Source organism: Knoellia flava TL1, assembly GCF_000768675.1.
In the GTDB taxonomy this organism is placed as follows: Bacteria; Actinomycetota; Actinomycetes; order Actinomycetales; family Dermatophilaceae; genus Knoellia; species Knoellia flava.
This window is the reverse complement of the sequence record NZ_AVPI01000001.1, coordinates 308,122-327,252: the sequence shown is the minus strand read 5'-3', so window position 1 is coordinate 327,252 and position 19,131 is coordinate 308,122. Positions and strand designations below refer to the sequence as shown.

Here is a 19,131-nt window from a genome sequence, read left to right as displayed (position 1 = left end):
CTGTCAGGCCCCGCCGTCACTCACGCCGTGCGGCGGGTCGCGTCCGGAGCCTTGCGTATGCCGGCCGCGGCCAGTCCCGCTGCCACGGCCGGGACCGCGACCGCGAACCCGAGGAGGACGGGCCACGGGAAGACGAGCACGGGGTCGCCGATCACGGACTGGCCGGTGAGCGGGTTCCACCCCTGGGCGGTGAGTGGGTAGGCGAGGGCGATGCCGGGGACGATGCCGACGGCGACCCCGAGCACCGCGCCGATGACGCAGAGCGTGAACGCCTGGGCGGCCGCCATGACCCGCCGGGTGCCGCGGCCGGAGCCGAGGGCGGCGAGGGTCGCCTGGTCGTTCTCCTGCTCGGTGAGGGTGAGCGCGGTCGAGGTCAGCGTGATGACGAGGAGCAGCAGCGTGAAGATGCCGAGGAGGACGGCGATGATGGTGCCGTACTCCGAGACGAAGCCGCGCTCGGTCATGAGGTAGACGTCGTCGTCGGCGCCGTAGCCGAGGCGGTCGGAGAGGTCCTGCGAGATGGGGCCGGCCGGGTCGTGCACCGTGAGGAACGAGGTCCGGGTCGGCCAGCCGTGGGCCTTCGCGGTCGCGGTCGTGGCCAGCAGGCTCGAGGAGAGCAGCGCGCCCATCGTCTCCTTCGTGAGCTCGACCTCGACGGCCGGGAGCGTGGTCGTGCGGACGTCGTCGAGTGCGCCGGCCGGGTCGACCTCGGCGTTCTCCCTCGGGTCGACGTGCTGGGTCGCCGTCATGACCGTGACCCGGCCGTCGATGACGACCCTCGTTGACCCGGGGGCGTGGCCGATGACGACCGCACCGGCAAGCACGGCGGCGACGTCCGACTCGCGGCCGATGGCGGTGAGGCGGCGAGTGATCTCGTCCGCGTTCGTGAAGCTCATCTGCGCGTTGCCCATGCCCTGGGTGCCGATGAGCATGCAGGGCGGCGGCCCTGCCTGCTCCGCCGCGTCGGTGGGCGCGGCGCTGCCGAAGGTCTCCTCGGGCGCGCAGCCCGGCGGGACGACGTTGAGGACACGGAGGTCGAAGGGCTGCGTGGGCGGGGTCGACGACGTCATCCAGGGGTCGTTCGTGTCCACGGCCGACACCGGCGACACGACGAGCCCCGGCCGGACGGCGCGGAAACCGGCGGTGATGCGCTCGACGCGCTCCGCGTCGAGGGTCTCGCTGCCGGCGTGCACGGAGGTGTCGCCGGGCAGGTTCTGCGCGACGTACTCCCGCCGGCGCTGCTCCTCGTCGCTGCCGCTGGCGATGAGCACCATCGTGAGGACCGCGACACCGGCGAGGATCGCGGCGATGGCGGGGACGCTTCGCGTGCGCTGGCGTCCGGCGTCACGGGTGGCCATCCGCAGCGAGACGGGCAGCCGTGAGCTGACTCGCGCGAGCCCGACGAGGGTCATCGGGGCGAGCATGACGGCGCCGACGACGAGCGCGATGGTGGCGAGGACGATCGGCACCTCGCCGCCCCCGGTCTGGGCTCGGGCCTGCGACGCGGCGAGCGAGATGACGGCGAAGCCACCGAGTCCCGCGAGCAGCGCGCCGACGAGGAAGACGACCTTGCTCGGGCGCGGCGACACGCTCTGGCCCTTCATGACGCCGACGATGTCGAGGCGTCCGAGACGGCGGGCCGGCAGCAGGGCGGCGATGATCGCGCTGGCCACGGCCGTCGCGGTCACGAGGAGTATGGGGACGACGGGCACCTCGAAGGGGCCGACGAGCCCGAGCCACTCGGCCGCGCGCCTCTGCCGGGCCAGCGCCCACGTGGTGAGGACCCCGAGAGCGGCGCCGGTGACCGCGGCGATCGCACCGAGGACGAGTGCCTGGGCGAGCACGGTGTGACGGAGCTGCGCGGTCGTCGCTCCGTTGCTCGCCGAGAGGGCGAGGGTGCGCCGCTGGCGGGCGGCGCTCACGGCGAACGCCGGCCCGACGAGGAGGGTCGTGATGACGAGGAGGAGGGCGCCGCCGATGGCGACGAAGGTCCCGGTGCGGTCCTGGTCGAAGACGAGCATGTCGCGCTGCTCGGCCGAGAGCGCGCTGACGTCCGGCGGGTCGCGAAGCACGTCGGCGGACCAGACGAGCAGGCCGTGGCGGTTGAGGTCGCGCACGTCGGACCACGTCACGGGGTCGTCGCCGACGAGGATCCAGCCGCCCCCGGCCTGCCCGGATGTGAAGGGCGTGGGTGTGACGAGGTGGTGGTAGGTCCCGCCACCGCCGCTGAGCACCCGGGCGGTGCCGACGACGGTGACCTCGTGCTCGGTGCCGCCGGTCCGGAGGGTGAGGGGGCCGCTCGTGGGCAGACCCCGGTCGACGCCGACCTCGGTGACGAGGACCTCGCCCGCGCGCTGCGGGAGTCGGCCGCTGCGCAGGATCACCTTGCCGTCGAGGCCGGTGCGGGCGTCGACGGCCATCGTCTGGAGGCTGATGCGGCGGTCGTCGACCCTGGTCGTCGCCGACTCCTCCAGGAAGGGAACGGCGGTCGTGCCGGTGAGGGTCGAGATGGCCTGGGCGTTGTCGAAGGACGAGCCGCCCTCGACCCAGCCCGGGATGGGCGCGACCTCACCTGTGGACGACATGCCCACGGACGGGTCGAAGGGTTGGTCGACCGCGTTGGGGACCGGGTAGTCGAGGGCCGCGACGCCTGAACCCATCCGGCTCGGGATCTGCTCGGGCCCGGTGACCTGGCTCGTTGCCGCGGACGTGATGGCGAAGACGAGGAGCAGGGTGGGGAGGGCGACCATGACGAGGATGAGCGCGCTGCGGCCCTTGTGGCGCCGCACGTCGCGACGGGCCATGCGCAGGGCGACGCCCCAGCTCCCGGTGAACCGCCCTCGGGCAGAGCGGTGCTCGGAGGCGCCGGATGCTTCAGGAGCGGCGGGCGCGCGGGTCAGGGTGCTCATCGCGTGCTGGAGGTGAGGAGGTCCTCGGCCGCGCTGGCCCGCCCCGTCGAGTCGACGACGACGCCGTCGCGCAGGAAGACGACGCGGTCGGCCCAGGCGGCGTGGCGCGCCTCGTGCGTGACGAGCAGCCCCGCCACGCCTTCGTCACAGCGCTCCCGCAGGACGCGGAGGACGTCCTCGCCGGTGTGGCTGTCGAGGGCGCCGGTGGGCTCGTCGGCGAGGACGAGGCGCCGGCTGCCGACGAGGGCGCGGGCGATGGCGACGCGCTGCTGCTGGCCACCCGACATCTGGTCGGGGAAGCGGTCGGAGAGCTCGCGCAGACCCATGAGGTCGAGGGTCTGGCGGGCCTGACGCCGCGCCTGGCCGGCGCGCACGCCGTCGAGCTCGAGGGGCAGGGCGACGTTCTCGGCCGCCGTGAGGCTGGGGATGAGGTTGTAGTCCTGGAAGACGAACCCGACCCGGCGCCGGCGCAGCCGGGCGATGCCCTTGGCACTGAGCGTCGCGAGGTCCTCGCCCTCGATGACGACCCGGCCGGTCGTGGCCAGGTCGAGGCCGCCGGCGAGGTTGAGCAGGGTCGACTTGCCCGACCCGCTCGGACCCATGACGGCGACGAGCTCTCCGGGCATCACCTCGAGGCTCACGCCGTCGAGGGCCCGGACCGCGGTCTCACCGGTGCCGTGGACGCGCGTGACCTCGTCGAGGAGCAGGCTGGGTGTGGTCATCGACGTGCCTCCGTCCGGTCGGTCCCGTGGTCGGCACTCTCACGCCGGTATGCCGTGTCCTCGGCCGCCGCTCGTGCCGCCGCCTCCGGGGTGCGCCCGGAACGGGGAAAAGGGCGCAGTGACTCCCGGTGCAGCCGGGTCTCGACGTGGTCCAGCCAGCGGACCTCGGCCTCGGCGGTGAAGATGAGGTTCTCGAGCACGAGGAGCCAGGCGAGGTCGTGGTCGGCGCCGCCGGCGGGCGATGCCGTCGGCGCGTCGCCGGTCGGCGTCTCCGCGTTCGGCACCCGCTCGGCGTCGCGCTGCTTGCGCATGACCTGCTGCTTGAGGCGGGTGAGGTCGTGCAGGTGCTTGAGGGTGGCGGTGCGCTGGGTCTGCGCGACCGTGGCGACGTCCACACCGGGCACGGTCACCGCGAGGGCGAGCTTGATCGTCAGCTCGTCGCGCGGGGTGTTGTCGCGGTCGACCGGCGTCGTCCACCACGTGCCGACCTCGGCGCTCCCCGCCTCGGTGAGGCGGTAGGAGATGCGCCCCTCGGCGTCGGCCTCCCCGGTCGGCTCGACGAGCCCGTCGCGCTCGAGGCGGGCGAGCGTCGTGTAGACCTGCCCGACGTTGAGCGGCCACGTGCCGCCGGTGCGCTCCTCGAACTCGACCCGCAGCTGGGCGCCGTACATCGGGCCCTCGGCGAGGAGGGCCAGGAGCCCTTGCTTGACCGACATGCGTCTCTCCTTCGACGTTCGACGCGGGAACCCCTGCGCTCCCGCGTACGGTGCCGAGCCGGCATACCGACGGTCTTCAGTTGGCCCCTGTTCCGCATGAATACTCGGTATGCCGTGCTCGGGCAGGACATGTATACCGAGTATTCACGTGCGCGCGCAAGCCCCGGGCCCCGACGTCTTGCCCGGATGCGACAGCTCGCTGGCGCTCGCTGTCGCATCCGGGCAAGAAGTCGAAGGGTCAGGGCACGAGGAGGATCTTGCCGATGTGCGTGGACGCCTCCATCTCGGCGTGCGCCGCGGAGGCGTCGGCGAGCGGGTGCCGCGAGGCGATGACAGGACGCACCCGGCCGTCGGTGACGAGCGGCCAGACGTGCTCTCGGACGGCGGCGACGATCGTCGCCTTCTCGGCGACCGGCCGGGCGCGCAGCGAGGTGGCGATGACGGCGCCGCGCTTGCGCAGCAGCGTCCCGAGGTCGAGCTCGCCCTTGACGCCACCCTGCATGCCGATGACGACGAGGCGGCCGGCGGTGGCGAGGGCCTGGACGTTGCGCGGGAGGTACTTCGCGCCCATGTTGTCGAGGATGACGTCGGCGCCGTGGCCGTCCGTGGCCTTGGCGAGCTCCTCGACGAAGTCCTGCTCGCGGTAGTTGACGAGGATCTCGGCGCCTAGCTCGCGGCAGCGGTCGAGCTTCTCCTGCGAGCCGGCGGTGACGGCGACGCGGGCGCCGACCTCGCGGGCGAGCTGGATCGCCATCGTGCCGATGCCCGACGACCCGCCGTGGACGAGGAAGGTCTCGCCGGGCTGGAGGTTCGCGGTGAGGAAGACGTTGGACCAGACGGTGCACGCGACCTCGGGCAGGGCGGCCGCGTCGACGAGGTCGATCCCCTTGGGGACGGGCAGCACCTGGCCGGCGGGCACGGTGACCTGCTCGGCGTAACCGCCGCCGACGAGCAGCGCGCAGACCTCGTCACCGACGACCCACTCCGTGACCCCGTCGCCGACCGCGTCGACGACCCCCGACACCTCGAGCCCCGGGATGTCGGTCTGGCCGGGCGGTGGGTCGTAGAAGCCCTGCCGCTGAAGGGTGTCGGCCCGGTTGACGCCGGCCGCGGCGACCTTGACGCGAACCTCACCCGCGCCGGGCTCGGGCGCGTCGACGTCGGACAGGACGAGGGCCTCGGGCCCGCCGGGCTTAGGGATCGTGATCGCCTTCATGGCTCCCAACGTACGACTGCTGGAGCGGACCGACTCACGCGGTCCTGACGCAGACGTCGTGGTTCTTCCCGGTTGCAACCGGGCAGATTCACGATTTCCGCGTCATCGCGGCGAGGTCGGCGGGGGTGTCGACGTCGCGGGCCTCGGCCGGCGCCGGTACGACGACGTGGGGGAGGGTCAGCAGCGTGCGCGCCGCGACCCCTGCGGCCGGGCTCGGCACCGCGCCCCTCAGGGCCTCGACCCGGTATGCCGCGAGGAGCGGGTTCGCCCGCCCCTCACCGTCGCTCGCCACTGCCGCATCAAGGGCGGGGTCGGCGAGCAGGGCTGACACGAGCGCCGGCAGCACCCCGCCCGCGCCCGGCGTGTCACCCGCGACGAGGCACACGACCTCGGCCTCCACCAGTGCCAACCCGGCGGCCACGCCCGCCAGCGGACCGCCCCCGGGTGGCGACTCCCTGACCCACCGCACCCGCTCCGACACCGCGGCCGGGACCGGCCGCGAAGGACCCACGACGACGAGGGGCCAGGCGGACGGCATACCGGTCAGGCAGGCGTCGAGGACGGACAGTCCGTCACTCAAGGGAGCCGCGAGCTTGTCGGAGCCGAAACGCCGTGAGGATCCCCCCGCCAGCACGATGACCTGCACGGATCGACTCATCTGACCATTGTCGCCCGTCACACCCTCGTCCTAGGTTGGGTCGATCGCCACACGACGAAGGAGTCGAACACCATGGCAGTTGCCGATCACCATCCACAGCGCCGCACCGTCCTCAAGGGTGCTGCTGTCGCCGCGGGGGCCACTGCCCTCGCCGGTCCGTTCCAAGGGCTCGTGGCCGGACCGGCCGGAGCCGCCCCGGTCGGGAAGATCGGGGGTCCGGCGTTCCGCGGCCTGCGGCCCGTCCCCGACGAGCGCGACGGCAAGGTGCGGCTGCACCTGCCCGAGGGCTTCCGCTACCGCTCGTTCCACGACACCGAGACCCCCGTCGTCCTCGACGACGGCACCAAGCTGCCCGGGCGCCACGACGGCATGGGCGCGTTCGACGGGCCCGACGGCGCCGTCACGCTCATCCGCAACCACGAGCAGAACGGCACCGGCGCGGCGTTCGGTCCGCCCGGCGAGCACGTCTACGACCCGGCGGCCAAGGGCGGCTGCACGCACATCGACGTCGACGGCCACGGCAACGTCCAGGCCGCGTGGACCGCGATCAGCGGCACGATGATGAACTGCTCCGGCGGCCAGATGCCGTGGGGCGCCTGGGTCACCTGCGAGGAGACCGTCAACGGCCCCGACGTCGGGCCCGACTTCACCGGCGCCCCCAACACCGGGCTCACCAAGCCGCACGGCTATGTCTTCGAGGTGCCGACCGAGGGTCGCGCCGACGCCATGCCCATCACCAGGGCCGGGCGCTTCCCGCACGAGGCCGTGTCGTTCGACCCGCGCGAGGGCCGGCTCTACCTCACCGAGGACAACTTCGCCTTCCCGTCGGGCTTCTACCGCTACACGCCGAGGACCAACCCGATGGAGTCCGGGCACCTCGACAACGACGGCGTCCTCGAAATGCTCGCCGTCAAGGGGCAGCCGAACGCGCACCTCGAGGGCCACCAGGACAAGGGCGCGGTCTACTCCGTCGAGTGGGTCGAGATCGACGACCCGGACCCCGAGTTCCCCTACACCCCGGGCCAGACCGCTCCGACGGCGAACGACACCGCCCTCCAGTACGTCGGCGGCCAGGGCCGGGCCAAGGGTGCGGCCGGGTTCTCGCGGCTCGAGGGCCAGATCTACGACAACGGCGTCGTTTACTTCACCTCGACCCAGGGCGGCGGTGCTCCCGAGACCGGCAACGAGCTCGTCAACGGCTACGGCAACGGCTTCGGGCAGGTGTGGGCCTACGACACCCGTTCGGAGAAGCTGCGCCTCGTCTACCAGTCGCCGGGCAAGCAGACCTTCGACTTCCCCGACAACATCACCGTGAGCGAGCGCGGCACCCTCGTGGTCTGCGAGGACAGCAACCAGGACAACTACGTCCGCGGACTCAGCCGGGGCGGCCAGCTCTGGGACATCGCCCTCAACCGTGCCGAGTCGGCCCGCACCGGGCTGCCGCGCTACGATGACGAGTTCGCGGGCTCGACCTTCAGCCCCGACGGACGGACCCTCTTCGTCAACATCCAGGCGAGCGCGGGCATGTCCTTCGCCATCTGGGGCCCGTGGGAGCGCATCGGCGTCTGACGCCTTCTTCCTGTCCCACAACGAAACTCGGCGTATGACGGTCACTCGCGTGACCGGCATACGCCGAGTTCTCGTTGTCGCACCGTCGGGGGAACGGGTGCCGAACCCGTCCTCGTGCGATTGAAAATCTCCCGAACGGGTATCCGCACGACGCGGCGCTGCAGGCGTAACGTGCCGGACGGTCCGGCTCTCGCCCGGGCGATCGGACGACGTGGAGGGTGGGGTCGGATGTCAGCGACAGAGGTCGACCAGGAGAAGCCGGTCCGCAGCCTGATCCCGGCGCGGATGCACGACATGCCGTGGACGAAGTTCCACTGGATGGTCATCGTCGGGCTCGGCACCGCGTGGATCCTCGACGGTCTCGAGGTCCAGATCGTCGCGGCGGGCGGGTTCGAGAAGTCGCTCGACATGAGCGCGACCGAGGTCGGCCTCGCCGGCTCGGTCTATCTCGTCGGGCAGGTCGTGGGCGCCCTGTGGTTCGGCCGCCTCACCGACACCCTCGGGCGCAAGAAGCTCTTCACGATGACGCTCGCGCTCTACCTCGTCGCGTCGGGACTCGCGGCGTTCTCGCCCAACATGCTCGTCTTCCTCGCGCTGCGCTTCGTCGCCGGCATGGGCATCGGCGGTGAGTACTCCGCGGTGAACTCGGCCGTCGACGAGCTCATCCCCGGCCGCTTCCGCGGTCGCGTCGACCTCGCCATCAACGGCACCTACTGGTTCGGTGCGGGCATCGGTGCGTTCGCGAGCCTCTTCCTCCTCGACACCGAGCGCTTCGGCGAGAACGTCGGCTGGCGCATCGCCTTCCTCATCGGCCCGATCCTCGGCCTCGCGATCATCTACCTGCGTCGCCACATCCCCGAGAGCCCGCGCTGGATGGTCACGCACGGCAAGGGCGAGGAGGCCGAGGCGATCGTCTCCGGCATCGAGCGCGAGGTCGAGGCCGCCGGCAAGACCCTGCCGAAGCTCGACGAGGAGAAGGACGGCATGTGGGTCAAGCCCCGCGAGGGCCTCACGCCCCGCCAGCTCGCCTACGTGTTCTTCAAGCTCTACCCGACGCGCACCGTCCTCGGCGCGACGCTCATGATCACCCAGAGCTTCCTCTACAACGCGATCTTCTTCACCTACTCGCTCGTCCTGCAGAACTTCTACGACAAGACGCCGTCGAGCGCGGCGATCTACTTCTTCCCGTTCGCCGTCGGCAACCTGCTCGGCCCGCTCCTGCTCGGCCCGTTCTTCGACACGGTCGGCCGGCGCAAGATGATCGGTGGCTGCTACGCCTTCGCCGCCGTCGTGCTCGCCATCTCGGCGTTCCTCTTCAACGCCGGGTCGCTGTCGGCGGGCACCCACACCATCTTCTGGTGCGTCGCGTTCTTCTTCGCCTCCGCCGGAGCGTCCGCGGGCTACCTCACGGTCTCGGAGATCTTCCCGCTCGAGGCCCGCGGCCAGGCGATCTCCTACTTCTTCGCCATCGCCCAGGTCTTCGGCGCCCTCGGTCCGGTCCTCTACGGCTGGCTCATCGGTGAGGGCGAGGAGCGTGGCCCGATGTTCTGGGGCTACCTGCTCGCCTCCGGGATCATGCTCATCGGTGCCGCCGTCGCCGCCGTGTGGGGTGTGGACGCCGAGGGCAAGTCGCTCGAGGAGATCGCGCCGCCGCTCAGCAGCTACGACGAGCACGGCAACGAGACCATCAAGCTGCCGGTCTGAGGAGGCGAGCCATGAGCGAGCAGACCGACACCCCCACGCCGGGCGAGCGCCCCTACACCGTCGTCGTCGGCGTGAGCGCCACCTCGAAGTCCCCGGCCGCCCTCGAGTGGGGCGCCGCGCAGGCGGCCCAGAACGGCGGGCGGCTCGTCGCGGTGCGGTCGTGGCGGGTCACCGGTCCACCGGGCACGATGTCCGGCGCGGCCGCGGCCCGGATCACCGATGAGCGCGACACCGCCCGCAGCGAGCAGGCCGCACTCGAGGCCGACGTCGCTGCCATCCTCGGTGACGACCACGGCGCCGAGGTGCGGGTCGTGCGGGGCGGCAAGCGCAAGGTGCTGCTCGCCGCGGCGCAGGAGGCCGACCTCCTCGTCATCGACGCACCGCGCAGCTTCACCGGCCCGCCGCTCTTCGCGCAACGGCTCGTGTATGCCGCGTCCTGTCCCGTCGTCGTCATGCCGCCCCGCGTCTCGCACCTGTCGAGCCCGCTCGAGCAGGCGGGCCGTGCCGTGGGACGGGCAGCGGTGCGCTCGGCCGGTCTCGCCGGCCGTCCCGGCTACCGCCCGCCCATGTCCACGGACTGACCGCACCCCCGACCGCACGGGCTACTGCACGGGACGTGCTGTGATGACGACACTTCCTGTGCGGTAGCGGCTGCATGGGGTGCGCGCCAGTGCTCAGCCGCGACGTGGAGGTCGTGCGTGCCCGCGCAGCCTCGCCGAGAGGTCGTCGGCCGCCTCGTGGACGGCCGCGACGAGCCGTGCCTCCTCGGCGTCGCCGACCGACTCGACCCTGAAGGTTACCGCCACCGACGCCACCGGGTGGTCGCTGTGGTCGAGGACCGCGACCGCCACGGACCGGAGGCCGCGGGTCACGAGACCGTCCTCGACGGCATACCCACGTCCGCGGACCGACTGCAGGAGCGAGCGGAGCGCCGTCGTCGACGCGGGCCCGAGCCCGTCGCGCTGCACGAGCGCGTCGGCGTGCGGGAAGAGCGCACGCACCTGACCGGCCGGCAGCGCGGCGAGCATCGCGAGCCCGGTCGCGGTGAGCGTCGCCGGCAGGCGCACCCCGACGTCGGAGACCAGCACCGGGCCCTTGGGTGCGCGCTGCTCGATGACGTAGAGGACGTCGCGCCCGTGGAGCACCGCGAGGTGGGCGTTGTGCCCGGTCGTGTCGACGAGCCGGTCGAGGGCGCCGCGGGCGATCCGCTGCAGCGGCGCCTGCCGTTGGTAGGCCGACCCCAGCTCGTATGCCGCGACGCCCAGTCCGTAGCGTCGCTCGCCCTCGAGGTGGGAGACGTAGCCGCGGTCCCGAAGGACGGAGAGCAGGTGGTAGGTGCTCGACCGGGGGAGCCCGAGCTCGCGTGCCACTGCTGCGGCGGGCAGCGGCTCGCCCCGACGGGCGAGGAGCTCGAGGACGTCGAGGGCGTGCCCGGCAGCGGGCACGCTGGAGCGCTCTCGAGCCGAGGGGCGCTGTGGCGGGTCGGTGGCTCCGAGGGTCACTTCGCCTCGGGGTCGGGCTGGTGCAGCCCGAAGACGTTGCCCTCGGTGTCGACGAAGTAGCCCTGCCACGCCATCCCAGTGAGGGCGTGCTTCTCGAGGGCGACCGTGGCCCCGGCCTCCATCGCCTTCGCGGCGGTGGCGTCGAAGTCGTCGGTGCCCATCGTCAGCACGCACCCGGCCACGGGCGCACCCGGCTCGGGGTTCGGGCCGGAGCGCTGCATGATCGCCCCGTTGATGCCCGGCTGGTCCTCCGGACCGGTGACGACGCCGAAGTAGGGCATCCCGGCGAACTCGCCCCAGTCCTGGGTCTCCCAGCCGAAGACAGCGGTGTAGAAGGCGACGGCGCGAGGGACGTCCTCGGCGTGGATCTCGAAGTGGATGGCGCGCGTCATCGGGCGCTCCTCTCTGGGGCGGGTGGTCCGCCCATCATCCACCCGGCGCTCGCCGGTCGTCGACGAGTCGGCCGAGGACACGGGCGAGCGTGGCCCGGTCGCGGTCGGAGAGCCCCGCGAAGTAGTCCTCGGAGTCGGCCCGCCGGGCGGCGTCGAGCTCGTCGAGGACCCGGCGGCCCTCGGGCGTGAGGGCCACGCGGGTGGCGCGGCGGTCGCTCGGGTCGGGCTCGCGGGCGACGAAGCCGCGGGCCTCCAGCGCGTCCACGACGTCGGTGACCGAGCGGGGTGCGATCCGGAGGTGGGTGGCGACCACGCCCAGGCGGGTCGGCTCGTGGTGTCCGACGACCCGCAGTGCCCGGGCCTCGTGCGGGGTGATGCCCCACGGCTCGAGGGTGACGGCGAACCGGCGCCGCAAACCCCGAGCCACCTCCATCACCAGCTCACCCAGCTGGGGCTCCGGTGACGGGTCGGGGCGAGTGGGCGGCATACGGGAATGCTAGCCGCCCATCGTGCGTTTGGCTCATTGTGAGGCAACCTCACCATTGACTTTCCACGCTCGACAGACAGGAGGGTGCGCATGACAGTCACCCCACACACCACCCCCGACTCCGGCGGGTTCGCGGTCCGCGGCGGTCGCGGCGGCGGCCCCATGAGGGTCGACCCGCGGGACCGCGCCCAGCTCGAGATCGCGCCCGTGCCGCTGCGCCGGGTCGCCGGGCTGTTCCGCGGCTTCGGCCGCCCCATCGGCATCGTCACCGCCATCATCGTCGCGACATCGGTCGTCTCGATGGCCCAGCCGTTCCTCGTGCGCGAGGTCGTCGACGTCGCCATCCCGCAGCAGGACGTGCGCCTGCTCCTCCTCGCCGTCGGTGGCATGCTCGCCGTGGCCGCGACGACCCAGGTCCTCGGCGTCGTCCAGACCTGGCTCTCGACAGGCGTCGGCCAGCGCGTCATGCACCGGCTGCGCACCGACCTCTTCGCACACCTGCAGAAGCAGTCGCTCGGCTTCTTCACACGCACCCGCGCGGGTGAGGTCCAGTCGCGCCTCACCAACGACATCAACGGGATGCAGGGCGTCGTGACGACGACGGCCACCTCGATCGCGAGCAACTTCACGACCGCCGTCGCCACCTCGGTCGCCATGGTCGCGCTGTCGTGGCGGCTCTCGCTGCTCTCGCTCCTCGTCATCCCGCCGGCTGTGTGGCTGACCCGCCGCGTCGCCCTCATCCGCCGCGAGGTCACCGCGCGCCAGCAGGCCCGCCGCGCCGACCTCAACGTCCAGATCGAGGAGGGCCTTTCGGTCTCGGGCGTGCGCCTCTCGAAGACCCTCGGCGCCGGCGGCCGCCATGCCGAGCGCTTCGCCTCGACCTCGGAGGAGCTCGTCGACCTCGAGCTCCGGAGCCAGCTGGCCGGACGCTGGCGGATGGCGACGATGCAGGTCGTCTTCGCCGCGATCCCGGCGCTCGTCTACCTCGTCGCCGGCCTACCCGCGACCTCCGGAGGCATGACCATCGGCACCCTCATCGCCTTCACGACGCTCCAGGCCGGCATCTTCCGCCCGCTCATGGGGCTGCTCAACGTGGGCGCCCAGTGGGTCTCGTCGATGGCTCTCTTCAGCCGGGTCTTCGAGTACCTCGACCTCGTCCCCGACGTCGCCGCCCCCGTCGCGCCGGTCGCCCTCGACCCCTCACGCGTGCGCGGCGAGGTGCGCCTCGAGGACGTCTCCTTCCGGTATGCCGCCGACGCACCTCTCGCGCTCGACTCCGTCTCGGCGGTGGTCCCGGCCGGTGGCTCGCTCGCGCTCGTCGGGCACACCGGCTCCGGCAAGTCGACGCTCGCCTCGCTCGTGGCCCGGCTGCACGACCCGACGTCCGGTCGCGTCACCATCGACGGCGTCGACGTGCGCGACCTCGATCCCGAGGTGCTCGCGCGCGTCGTCGGCGTCGTCTCGCAGGAGACCTACCTCGTGCACGCCTCGATCCGCGAGAACCTCCTGCTCGCCGCACCCGACGCCACCGAGGCCGAGCTGTGGCGGGCTCTCGGAGCGGCCCAGGTCGCCGACCTCGTCGCGTCGCTCCCCGACGGGCTCGACACGGTCGTCGGCGCTCGCGGGCACCGGTTCTCCGGCGGTGAGCAGCAGCGCATCGCCATCGCCCGCACGATCCTGCGAGACCCCCGGGTGCTCGTCCTCGATGAGGCGACGAGCGCGCTCGACAACGACACCGAGCGCGCCGTGCAGCGCGCCCTCGACGAGCTCGTCCGCGGCCGGACGACCATCACCATCGCCCACCGGCTCTCGACGGTCGAGTCGGCCGACGAGATCGCGGTCCTCGACTCGGGCCGCATCGTCGAGCGCGGAACGCATGACGAGCTGGTGCGGCTCGACGGTCGGTACGCCGCGCTGGCAGGTGCGCGGCCGGCATACGCCGTGGCCTGAAGAGGCGACGACCAGGGGGGTGCTTCGGGGTCGAGTACCTATAGGTGTTCCTGAACACCTATGGGTACTCGACCCGTCGACACACCTGGGGCGAGGGCTGACCTCAAACGTTCGTGAGCTCGCGTTCCGGGGAGGCCGCGTCCCGCGCCGGGACGTCGGCCTCGGCGCGGGCGAGGTGCGTCCGGAGCTTCGTGCCCTCGACGTCGAGGTCGGGCAGGACGCGGTCGAGCCAGCGCGGGATCCACCAGGCGCGGTCGCCGAGCAGGTGCAGGACGGCCGGGGTGAGCGTCATCCGAACGAGGAACGCGTCGACGGCGACGCCGATCGCGAGGCCGAGGCCCATCGGCCGGATCATCGCGAGGTGGGCGAAGACGAAGCCCGCGAAGACCGCGATCATGATGAGCGCCGCTGCGACGACGACCTTGTAGCCGTGCCGGAAGCCGGTGCGGATCGCGGTCCGGCTGTCCTGGCCGTGGGCCCGGGCCTCGTGCATTCCCGAGACGAGGAACATCTGGTAGTCCATCGCGAGGCCGAAGAGGACGCCGATGAGCAGGGTCGGGAGGAAGGGCATGATCGGCCCGGCACGGCTCACCTGGAAGAGGTCGCCGAGCCAGCCCCACTGGTAGACCGCGACGACCGAGCCGAAGCCTGCGGCGACCGAGAGGAGGAAGCCGCCGGTCGCGACGAGTGGCACGAGCACCGAGCGGAAGACCGCCATGAGCAGGAGCAGCGAGAGACCGACGACGAGCGCGACGTAGAGCGGGAGCGCGTCGGCGAGCCGCTCGGAGATCTCGATGTTGGCCACGGTCTGGCCGGTGATGCCGAGGTCGACGCCCTCGGGCATCTGCTGCTGGAGGTCGCGCAGCTCGTGGACGAGCTCGGTCGTCGCCTCGCTCGTCGGACCTTCGGTCGGCACGACCTGGAAGGCGAGCGTGTCGCGGTCCTCACTCACGCCGAAGGGCACGACCCGCTCGACGCCGACGCTGTTGAACAGCTCCCGCCCGTAGCGGTTCTGCATCGTCACGACGTCGGCCTGCGCGACCGGCTCGTCGAAGGAGACGACGGCGACGATGGGCCCGTTGGCGCCCGGACCGAACTCGCGCTCGATGGTCGTGTAGGAGTGGAAGGCGCTCGAGTCCCTGGGTTCGCTGCTGCCGTCGGGCAGGCCGAGCCGCAGAGCGACGGCTGGCATAGCGAGCAGCCCGATCGTCACGACGGTGAGGACGATCGCCAGCCAGGGACGGTTCGTCACGAGGACGCCCCAGCGGCCCGAGCCTCGGCCCGTGGGGTCGGCGGCTGCGGCGGCGTCGGCGTCGGCAGTCGTCTGGTGCCGGCGCCAGGCGCGCTTGGAGACGACCCGGCGGCCGAGCAGGCTGAGGACGGCCGGGGTGACGGTGAGCGCGACGAGGACCGTCATGACGACGGTGCCCGCGGCGACGAGACCCATCTGGGCGAGGATCGGCAGGCCCGACACGGTGAGGGCGGTGAGGGCGATGACGACGGTCGCGCCGGCGACGACGACAGCGTTGCCCGCGGTGCCGGTCGCGAGCCCGATCGAGTGCTGCTCCTCGACCCCGTCGAGCAGCTGCTGGCGGTGCCGGTTGACGATGAAGAGGGCGTAGTCGATGCCGACGGCGAGCCCGAGCATGAGGGCGAGCGCGGGCGTCATCGAGTTCATGTCGAAGAAGGCGGTGGAGGCCATTGCCGCGAGGAGCCCGGCGCCGACACCGACGAGGGCGACGAGCAGCGGGAGCCCGGCGGCGAGGAGGCTGCCGAGCATGACGAGCAGGACGGTCGCGGCGACGGCGAACCCGATGACCTCGCCGATGCCGACGATGCTGCGGGTCTGGAGGATGTCGGCGCTGTAGTCGACGCGCATCCCGGCCTCGGTGAGCTGCTCGCCGATCTCGGGGACGTGGGCGCGGACCTCGGGAGAGAGCTGGGCGATGGCGTCGTCGTACTGGATCTGCAGCATGACGGTCGCTCCGTCCTCGCTGACGAAGCGGAGGCCGTCGCTGAGGGCGAGGGTGCCCTTGCCCTGCGCCAGCTGGACGCGGGCCGCGGCGAGCTGCGACTCGCCGTCGTCGACCTGCGCGCGGATGCCTGCGTTGCCCTTCTCGCGAGCCGGGATCTCGACCCGGAGCTCACGGGCACGGTCGCTCGACCCGCGCCCGGTGGACTCGAGGGTGGCGAGCTCGGCGCGCGCGGCGGCGAGGTCCTCGTCACCGCGGTCGAGGAGCCACTGCGCCTGGCGCAGCCGGAACTCCGCGTCGTCGTACGTCGCCTGTCCCTCGGCGACCTTGGCGCGGCCGTCGTCGAGCTGGGCCTGGTTCTCGAACGGGTCCATGACCGACTGGACGTGCGGCGCCTTCTCCCACTCCGCGAGCGTGGTCTCGATGGCGGTGCGCTGCTCCGGCGTGAACCGCCCGGTCTCGCTCTCGATGGTGATCGTGCCGATGCCGCCCGCGGCCCGCGGGATCTCGCGGCCGAGGGTGTCGAGCACCGACTGGAACTGGGCGCCGGGGATGCTGATCGCCGAGCTCGGCGGCGTGGCGACGGCGGCCATGGTGCCGCCGAGGCCGCCGAGGACGAGGACCCACGCGAGGAGGGTGAGCCAGGGACGGCGGGCGGTGAGCCGGCCGAGCCGGTAGAGGAGGACGGCCATGGTTCAGGACTTCCGGGACGGTGTGGCGGTGGCGGGCGACGAGAAGGCGGTGAAGAGATGGGCGAAGGCCTGCCGGAGGAGGTCGAGGTGCAGCCTGCGTGACGCCTCGTCGACGACGCCGCCCGACTGCTCGATCCACGCCTCGGTCGCGGCATAACCGGCGCCCATGACGGCGCGGGCGACGACCTGCGCATACATCGGGTCGGTGCCGGGGGTGTGGTCCAAAAGGGCCTGCTCGACCTGCGCGGTCTCGGCGAGCTGGGTCTCGACGAGGAAGTGGCGGGCGGCCACCGACCCCGAGGCCTGGCCGAGGACGAGCACGGCCTTCTCGAGGAGGTCCGCGCCGAACGGCTCGTCGAGGACCGCCGTGAGCGACGCGTGGACCGGCTCGTCGGCGGGCCGGGCGACGTACCGCTCGGCCAACGCGGCGATCGTCGAGCGCATCCGCTCATTGAGGACCATCTCGACCCGGGGGAAGTAGTTGAAGAACGTCCGGCGCGACACCTCCGCCCGCTCGGCGACGGCGTCGGCCGTCACGGCGTCGAAGCCCTGCTCGGCGACGAGCTCCCAGGCGGCCCGTTCGAGGCGGGCTGCGGTTCGCTGCCGGTTGCGCTCGCGCAGTCCACCGATGACGCAGCTGGTGTCCTTCGTGCTCATGACAGCCGACCGTACGCCTAGCCTGCACTGCAGTGCAACTTTGCGTCATGGTGCACGAACGGCGTCAGGATGGCGTAGCCCCGGGTGACCCGATGGTGCTATGTCCCCGACACCGAGCAAACTAGTTCTTTTCGTGCCACCCTCCTTGTCATGAGCTCTCGTCGCGCCGTGCGTTCGCTCGTGGCGGCCTCCACCGCAACCCTCGCGCTCGCCCTGTCGACCGCCACGTCCCCGGCGTCCGCGGGCATCACGCGCGATCCGCAGCCGTGGGAGTCCGTCGCCACGGGCCACCGTGGCGCCCTCGCCGCCCGGCCAGTCCCGATCAGCGGCGACAGCGACACGGGCGCGTGGACCCGCGGCGTGCCCCTCGTCACCTCGGCGGGCTCCGCGCTGGGACCGGCGACGGGCGCCCAGCGCACCTCGGCCGACCTCACCTGGAGCATCAGGGCCTCGCTGTTCAGCCGGGGGAGCACGTCGCAGCTCGGTTCCTCGGTCAGTGGGCAGGTCGTGGACGCAGCGACCGGGCGGGTGCTCTGGGCCAGGAACCCCGCCACCGCCCGAGTTCCTGCCTCCAACCAGAAGGTCGTCACGGCCTTCGTCGCCCTCGCCTCCATGGGTGTCTCCGCGCGGCTCACGACCTCGGTCTTGCAGGCACCGACGAACCCTGCGCTGGTCCACCTGCGCGGAGCCGGAGACCCGGCGCTCTCGTCAGCCCAGCTGAGATCGATGGCCCGCAGCGTGGCGAGCAGGGTCACGTCCCAGGGGATGAGCGCGGTCTCCGTCGTCGTCGACGACTCGCTCTTCCCGGCGCCGACGAACGCCCCCGGGTGGAAGCCGGAGTGGGTGCCGGGCACCGTGGCCCCGGTCCGCGCACTCGTCGTCGACCAGGCCAACGTCAGCGACACGTCGATGCATGCGGGCCAGGTGTTCGCCACCGAGCTCAAGGCGGCCGGTGTCACGGCGACGTCGGTCGCCCGTGGCGTGACACCCGCGGACGCCTCGGCCATCGCCAGCGTCACCTCGCCCACGGTCGGCCAGCTCGTGCAGACCATGCTCAACGCGAGCCACAACGACTATGCGGAGGCTCTCCACCGGCTGTCGGCGCTCAGGCGGGGGCTGCCGGCCACGTGGGAGGGCGCGCGGACGAACTCCGCCCAGGTCCTCGCCGCTGCCGGTGTGGACCGCGCCGGCATGGTCGTCAACGACGGTTCGGGACTGTCGCGCACAGGTCGGATGACAGCCCTGACCGCGGTCGACCTCATCGCGACCATCCGCGCGACCCCCGCACTCAACTCCGTCGTCTTCGCCGGCTCCGGGATGCCCACGTCGGGTGTCTCGGGGACTCTCGCAGGCCGCTACGACACCGCGCCGACGATGTGCGCCCGCGGCGACATCCGGGCGAAGACGGGCACCTTGGCCGATGTCGTCGCGCTCTCGGGGGTGTCCACCGGCGTGGATGGTCGGGAACGGCTCTTCTCGGTGCTCGTCAACGGCGTCACGTCGACCAACGCGGCTCGAGACGACGTCGACGCGCTCGCGGCGACCTCCACCGGGTGCTACTGAGACACGCCTGCCTTGAGTGACCCCAGTGGTCCTCGACGACCGCATCGAGGATGCCGTGGCGTCGAACCTCGGTCGTGCGTTCCGAGTCCAGAGGGCCCCGTGAGTGACGCGCCAGCGTCGGCGGAAGGGGGGCACCCAGGGACGCAATGAGTGCACGCAGTGACCTGTCCGGGGTCGTGGCCTCGCGCAGCACACGCCCGACGGGCCCCGGGTCGACGTCGAGGGTCGAGGCGAAGGCGTGGGCGGTCACCTCCGCATCGGCGGCCGGCAGGGCGTTGGCCTCTCCCGACGTCCATCCCACGCGAGCGGCTCGGCGCCCGCCCGACCACAGCTGCACCCCGGTCCGGAGGTCGCCCACGACGACGAGCAGGGCCGGCCCGAACGCGCTCGCCTCCTCGCCCACCCGCTCCAGTGCCGCTTG

Annotated in this window: 15 protein-coding genes; 5 read left to right on the top strand and 10 right to left on the bottom strand. The window is 72.2% G+C overall.

Annotated features, from left to right (window positions below):
• Nucleotides 1-20: 20 nt before the first annotated feature.
• From N798_RS01675 to mobA, 5 genes are all read right to left on the bottom strand, one after another.
• Nucleotides 21-2,909 (bottom strand): FtsX-like permease family protein, encoded by a 2,889-nt coding sequence (locus N798_RS01675; protein ID WP_084099963.1) that lies wholly within the window; start codon nt 2,907-2,909, stop codon nt 21-23.
• Nucleotides 2,906-3,631, bottom strand: coding sequence for an ABC transporter ATP-binding protein (locus tag N798_RS01670; RefSeq protein WP_035945608.1), 726 nt, complete (start codon nt 3,629-3,631; stop codon nt 2,906-2,908). The genes N798_RS01675 and N798_RS01670 overlap by 4 nt, the downstream gene beginning before the upstream one ends.
• Entirely contained in the window at nt 3,628-4,347 is a 720-nt protein-coding gene (locus N798_RS01665) for a PadR family transcriptional regulator (RefSeq protein WP_035945606.1), read from the bottom strand. The genes N798_RS01670 and N798_RS01665 overlap by 4 nt, the downstream gene beginning before the upstream one ends.
• 238 nt (nt 4,348-4,585) lie before the next feature.
• Nucleotides 4,586-5,563, bottom strand: a complete 978-nt coding sequence (locus N798_RS01660; RefSeq protein ID WP_035945605.1) for an NAD(P)H-quinone oxidoreductase — start codon at nt 5,561-5,563, stop codon at nt 4,586-4,588.
• 88 nt (nt 5,564-5,651) lie between these two features.
• On the bottom strand, nt 5,652-6,221 hold the full coding sequence (gene mobA, locus N798_RS01655) for a molybdenum cofactor guanylyltransferase (RefSeq protein ID WP_035945816.1): 570 nt from the start codon (nt 6,219-6,221) through the stop codon (nt 5,652-5,654).
• Nucleotides 6,222-6,293: 72 nt separating this feature from the next.
• Here mobA and N798_RS01650 point away from each other — a divergent pair, with 72 nt between their 5' ends.
• From N798_RS01650 to N798_RS01640, 3 genes are all read left to right on the top strand, one after another.
• Nucleotides 6,294-7,790: a PhoX family protein gene (locus N798_RS01650; RefSeq protein ID WP_035945604.1), complete on the top strand. Its 1,497-nt coding sequence runs from the start codon at nt 6,294-6,296 to the stop codon at nt 7,788-7,790.
• Between the two features lie 228 nt (nt 7,791-8,018).
• Nucleotides 8,019-9,494, top strand: a complete 1,476-nt coding sequence (locus tag N798_RS01645) for an MFS transporter (RefSeq protein ID WP_035945603.1) — start codon at nt 8,019-8,021, stop codon at nt 9,492-9,494.
• 11 nt (nt 9,495-9,505) lie between these two features.
• Nucleotides 9,506-10,075, top strand: a complete 570-nt coding sequence (locus N798_RS01640; RefSeq protein ID WP_035945601.1) for a universal stress protein — start codon at nt 9,506-9,508, stop codon at nt 10,073-10,075.
• Between the two features lie 93 nt (nt 10,076-10,168).
• Here N798_RS01640 and N798_RS01635 read toward each other — a convergent pair whose 3' ends face one another.
• From N798_RS01635 to N798_RS01625, 3 genes are read right to left on the bottom strand one after another with little or no spacing between them, the layout of a single operon-like run.
• Nucleotides 10,169-10,939, bottom strand: coding sequence for an IclR family transcriptional regulator (locus N798_RS01635; RefSeq protein ID WP_035945815.1), 771 nt, complete (start codon nt 10,937-10,939; stop codon nt 10,169-10,171).
• 53 nt (nt 10,940-10,992) lie between these two features.
• On the bottom strand, nt 10,993-11,388 hold the full coding sequence (locus tag N798_RS01630) for a VOC family protein (protein ID WP_035945598.1): 396 nt from the start codon (nt 11,386-11,388) through the stop codon (nt 10,993-10,995).
• 34 nt (nt 11,389-11,422) lie between these two features.
• The gene (locus N798_RS01625) at nt 11,423-11,875 is read right to left on the bottom strand and encodes a MarR family winged helix-turn-helix transcriptional regulator (protein ID WP_035945596.1); all 453 of its coding nucleotides are present in this window, start codon (nt 11,873-11,875) and stop codon (nt 11,423-11,425) included.
• 90 nt (nt 11,876-11,965) lie between these two features.
• On the opposite strand from N798_RS01625, the gene N798_RS01620 reads away from it, so the two are divergent.
• Entirely contained in the window at nt 11,966-13,825 is a 1,860-nt protein-coding gene (locus tag N798_RS01620) for an ABC transporter ATP-binding protein (RefSeq protein ID WP_035945595.1), read from the top strand.
• 103 nt (nt 13,826-13,928) lie between these two features.
• Here N798_RS01620 and N798_RS01615 read toward each other — a convergent pair whose 3' ends face one another.
• Nucleotides 13,929-16,490, bottom strand: coding sequence for an MMPL family transporter (locus tag N798_RS01615; protein ID WP_035945593.1), 2,562 nt, complete (start codon nt 16,488-16,490; stop codon nt 13,929-13,931).
• 3 nt (nt 16,491-16,493) lie between these two features.
• Complete coding sequence (locus tag N798_RS17145; protein WP_052116802.1) at nt 16,494-17,147, bottom strand: TetR family transcriptional regulator; 654 nt, start codon at nt 17,145-17,147, stop codon at nt 16,494-16,496.
• Nucleotides 17,148-17,297: 150 nt separating this feature from the next.
• Here N798_RS17145 and dacB point away from each other — a divergent pair, with 150 nt between their 5' ends.
• Entirely contained in the window at nt 17,298-18,710 is a 1,413-nt protein-coding gene (gene dacB / locus N798_RS01605; protein ID WP_084099959.1) for a D-alanyl-D-alanine carboxypeptidase/D-alanyl-D-alanine endopeptidase, read from the top strand.
• Nucleotides 18,711-19,131 lie beyond the last annotated feature (421 nt).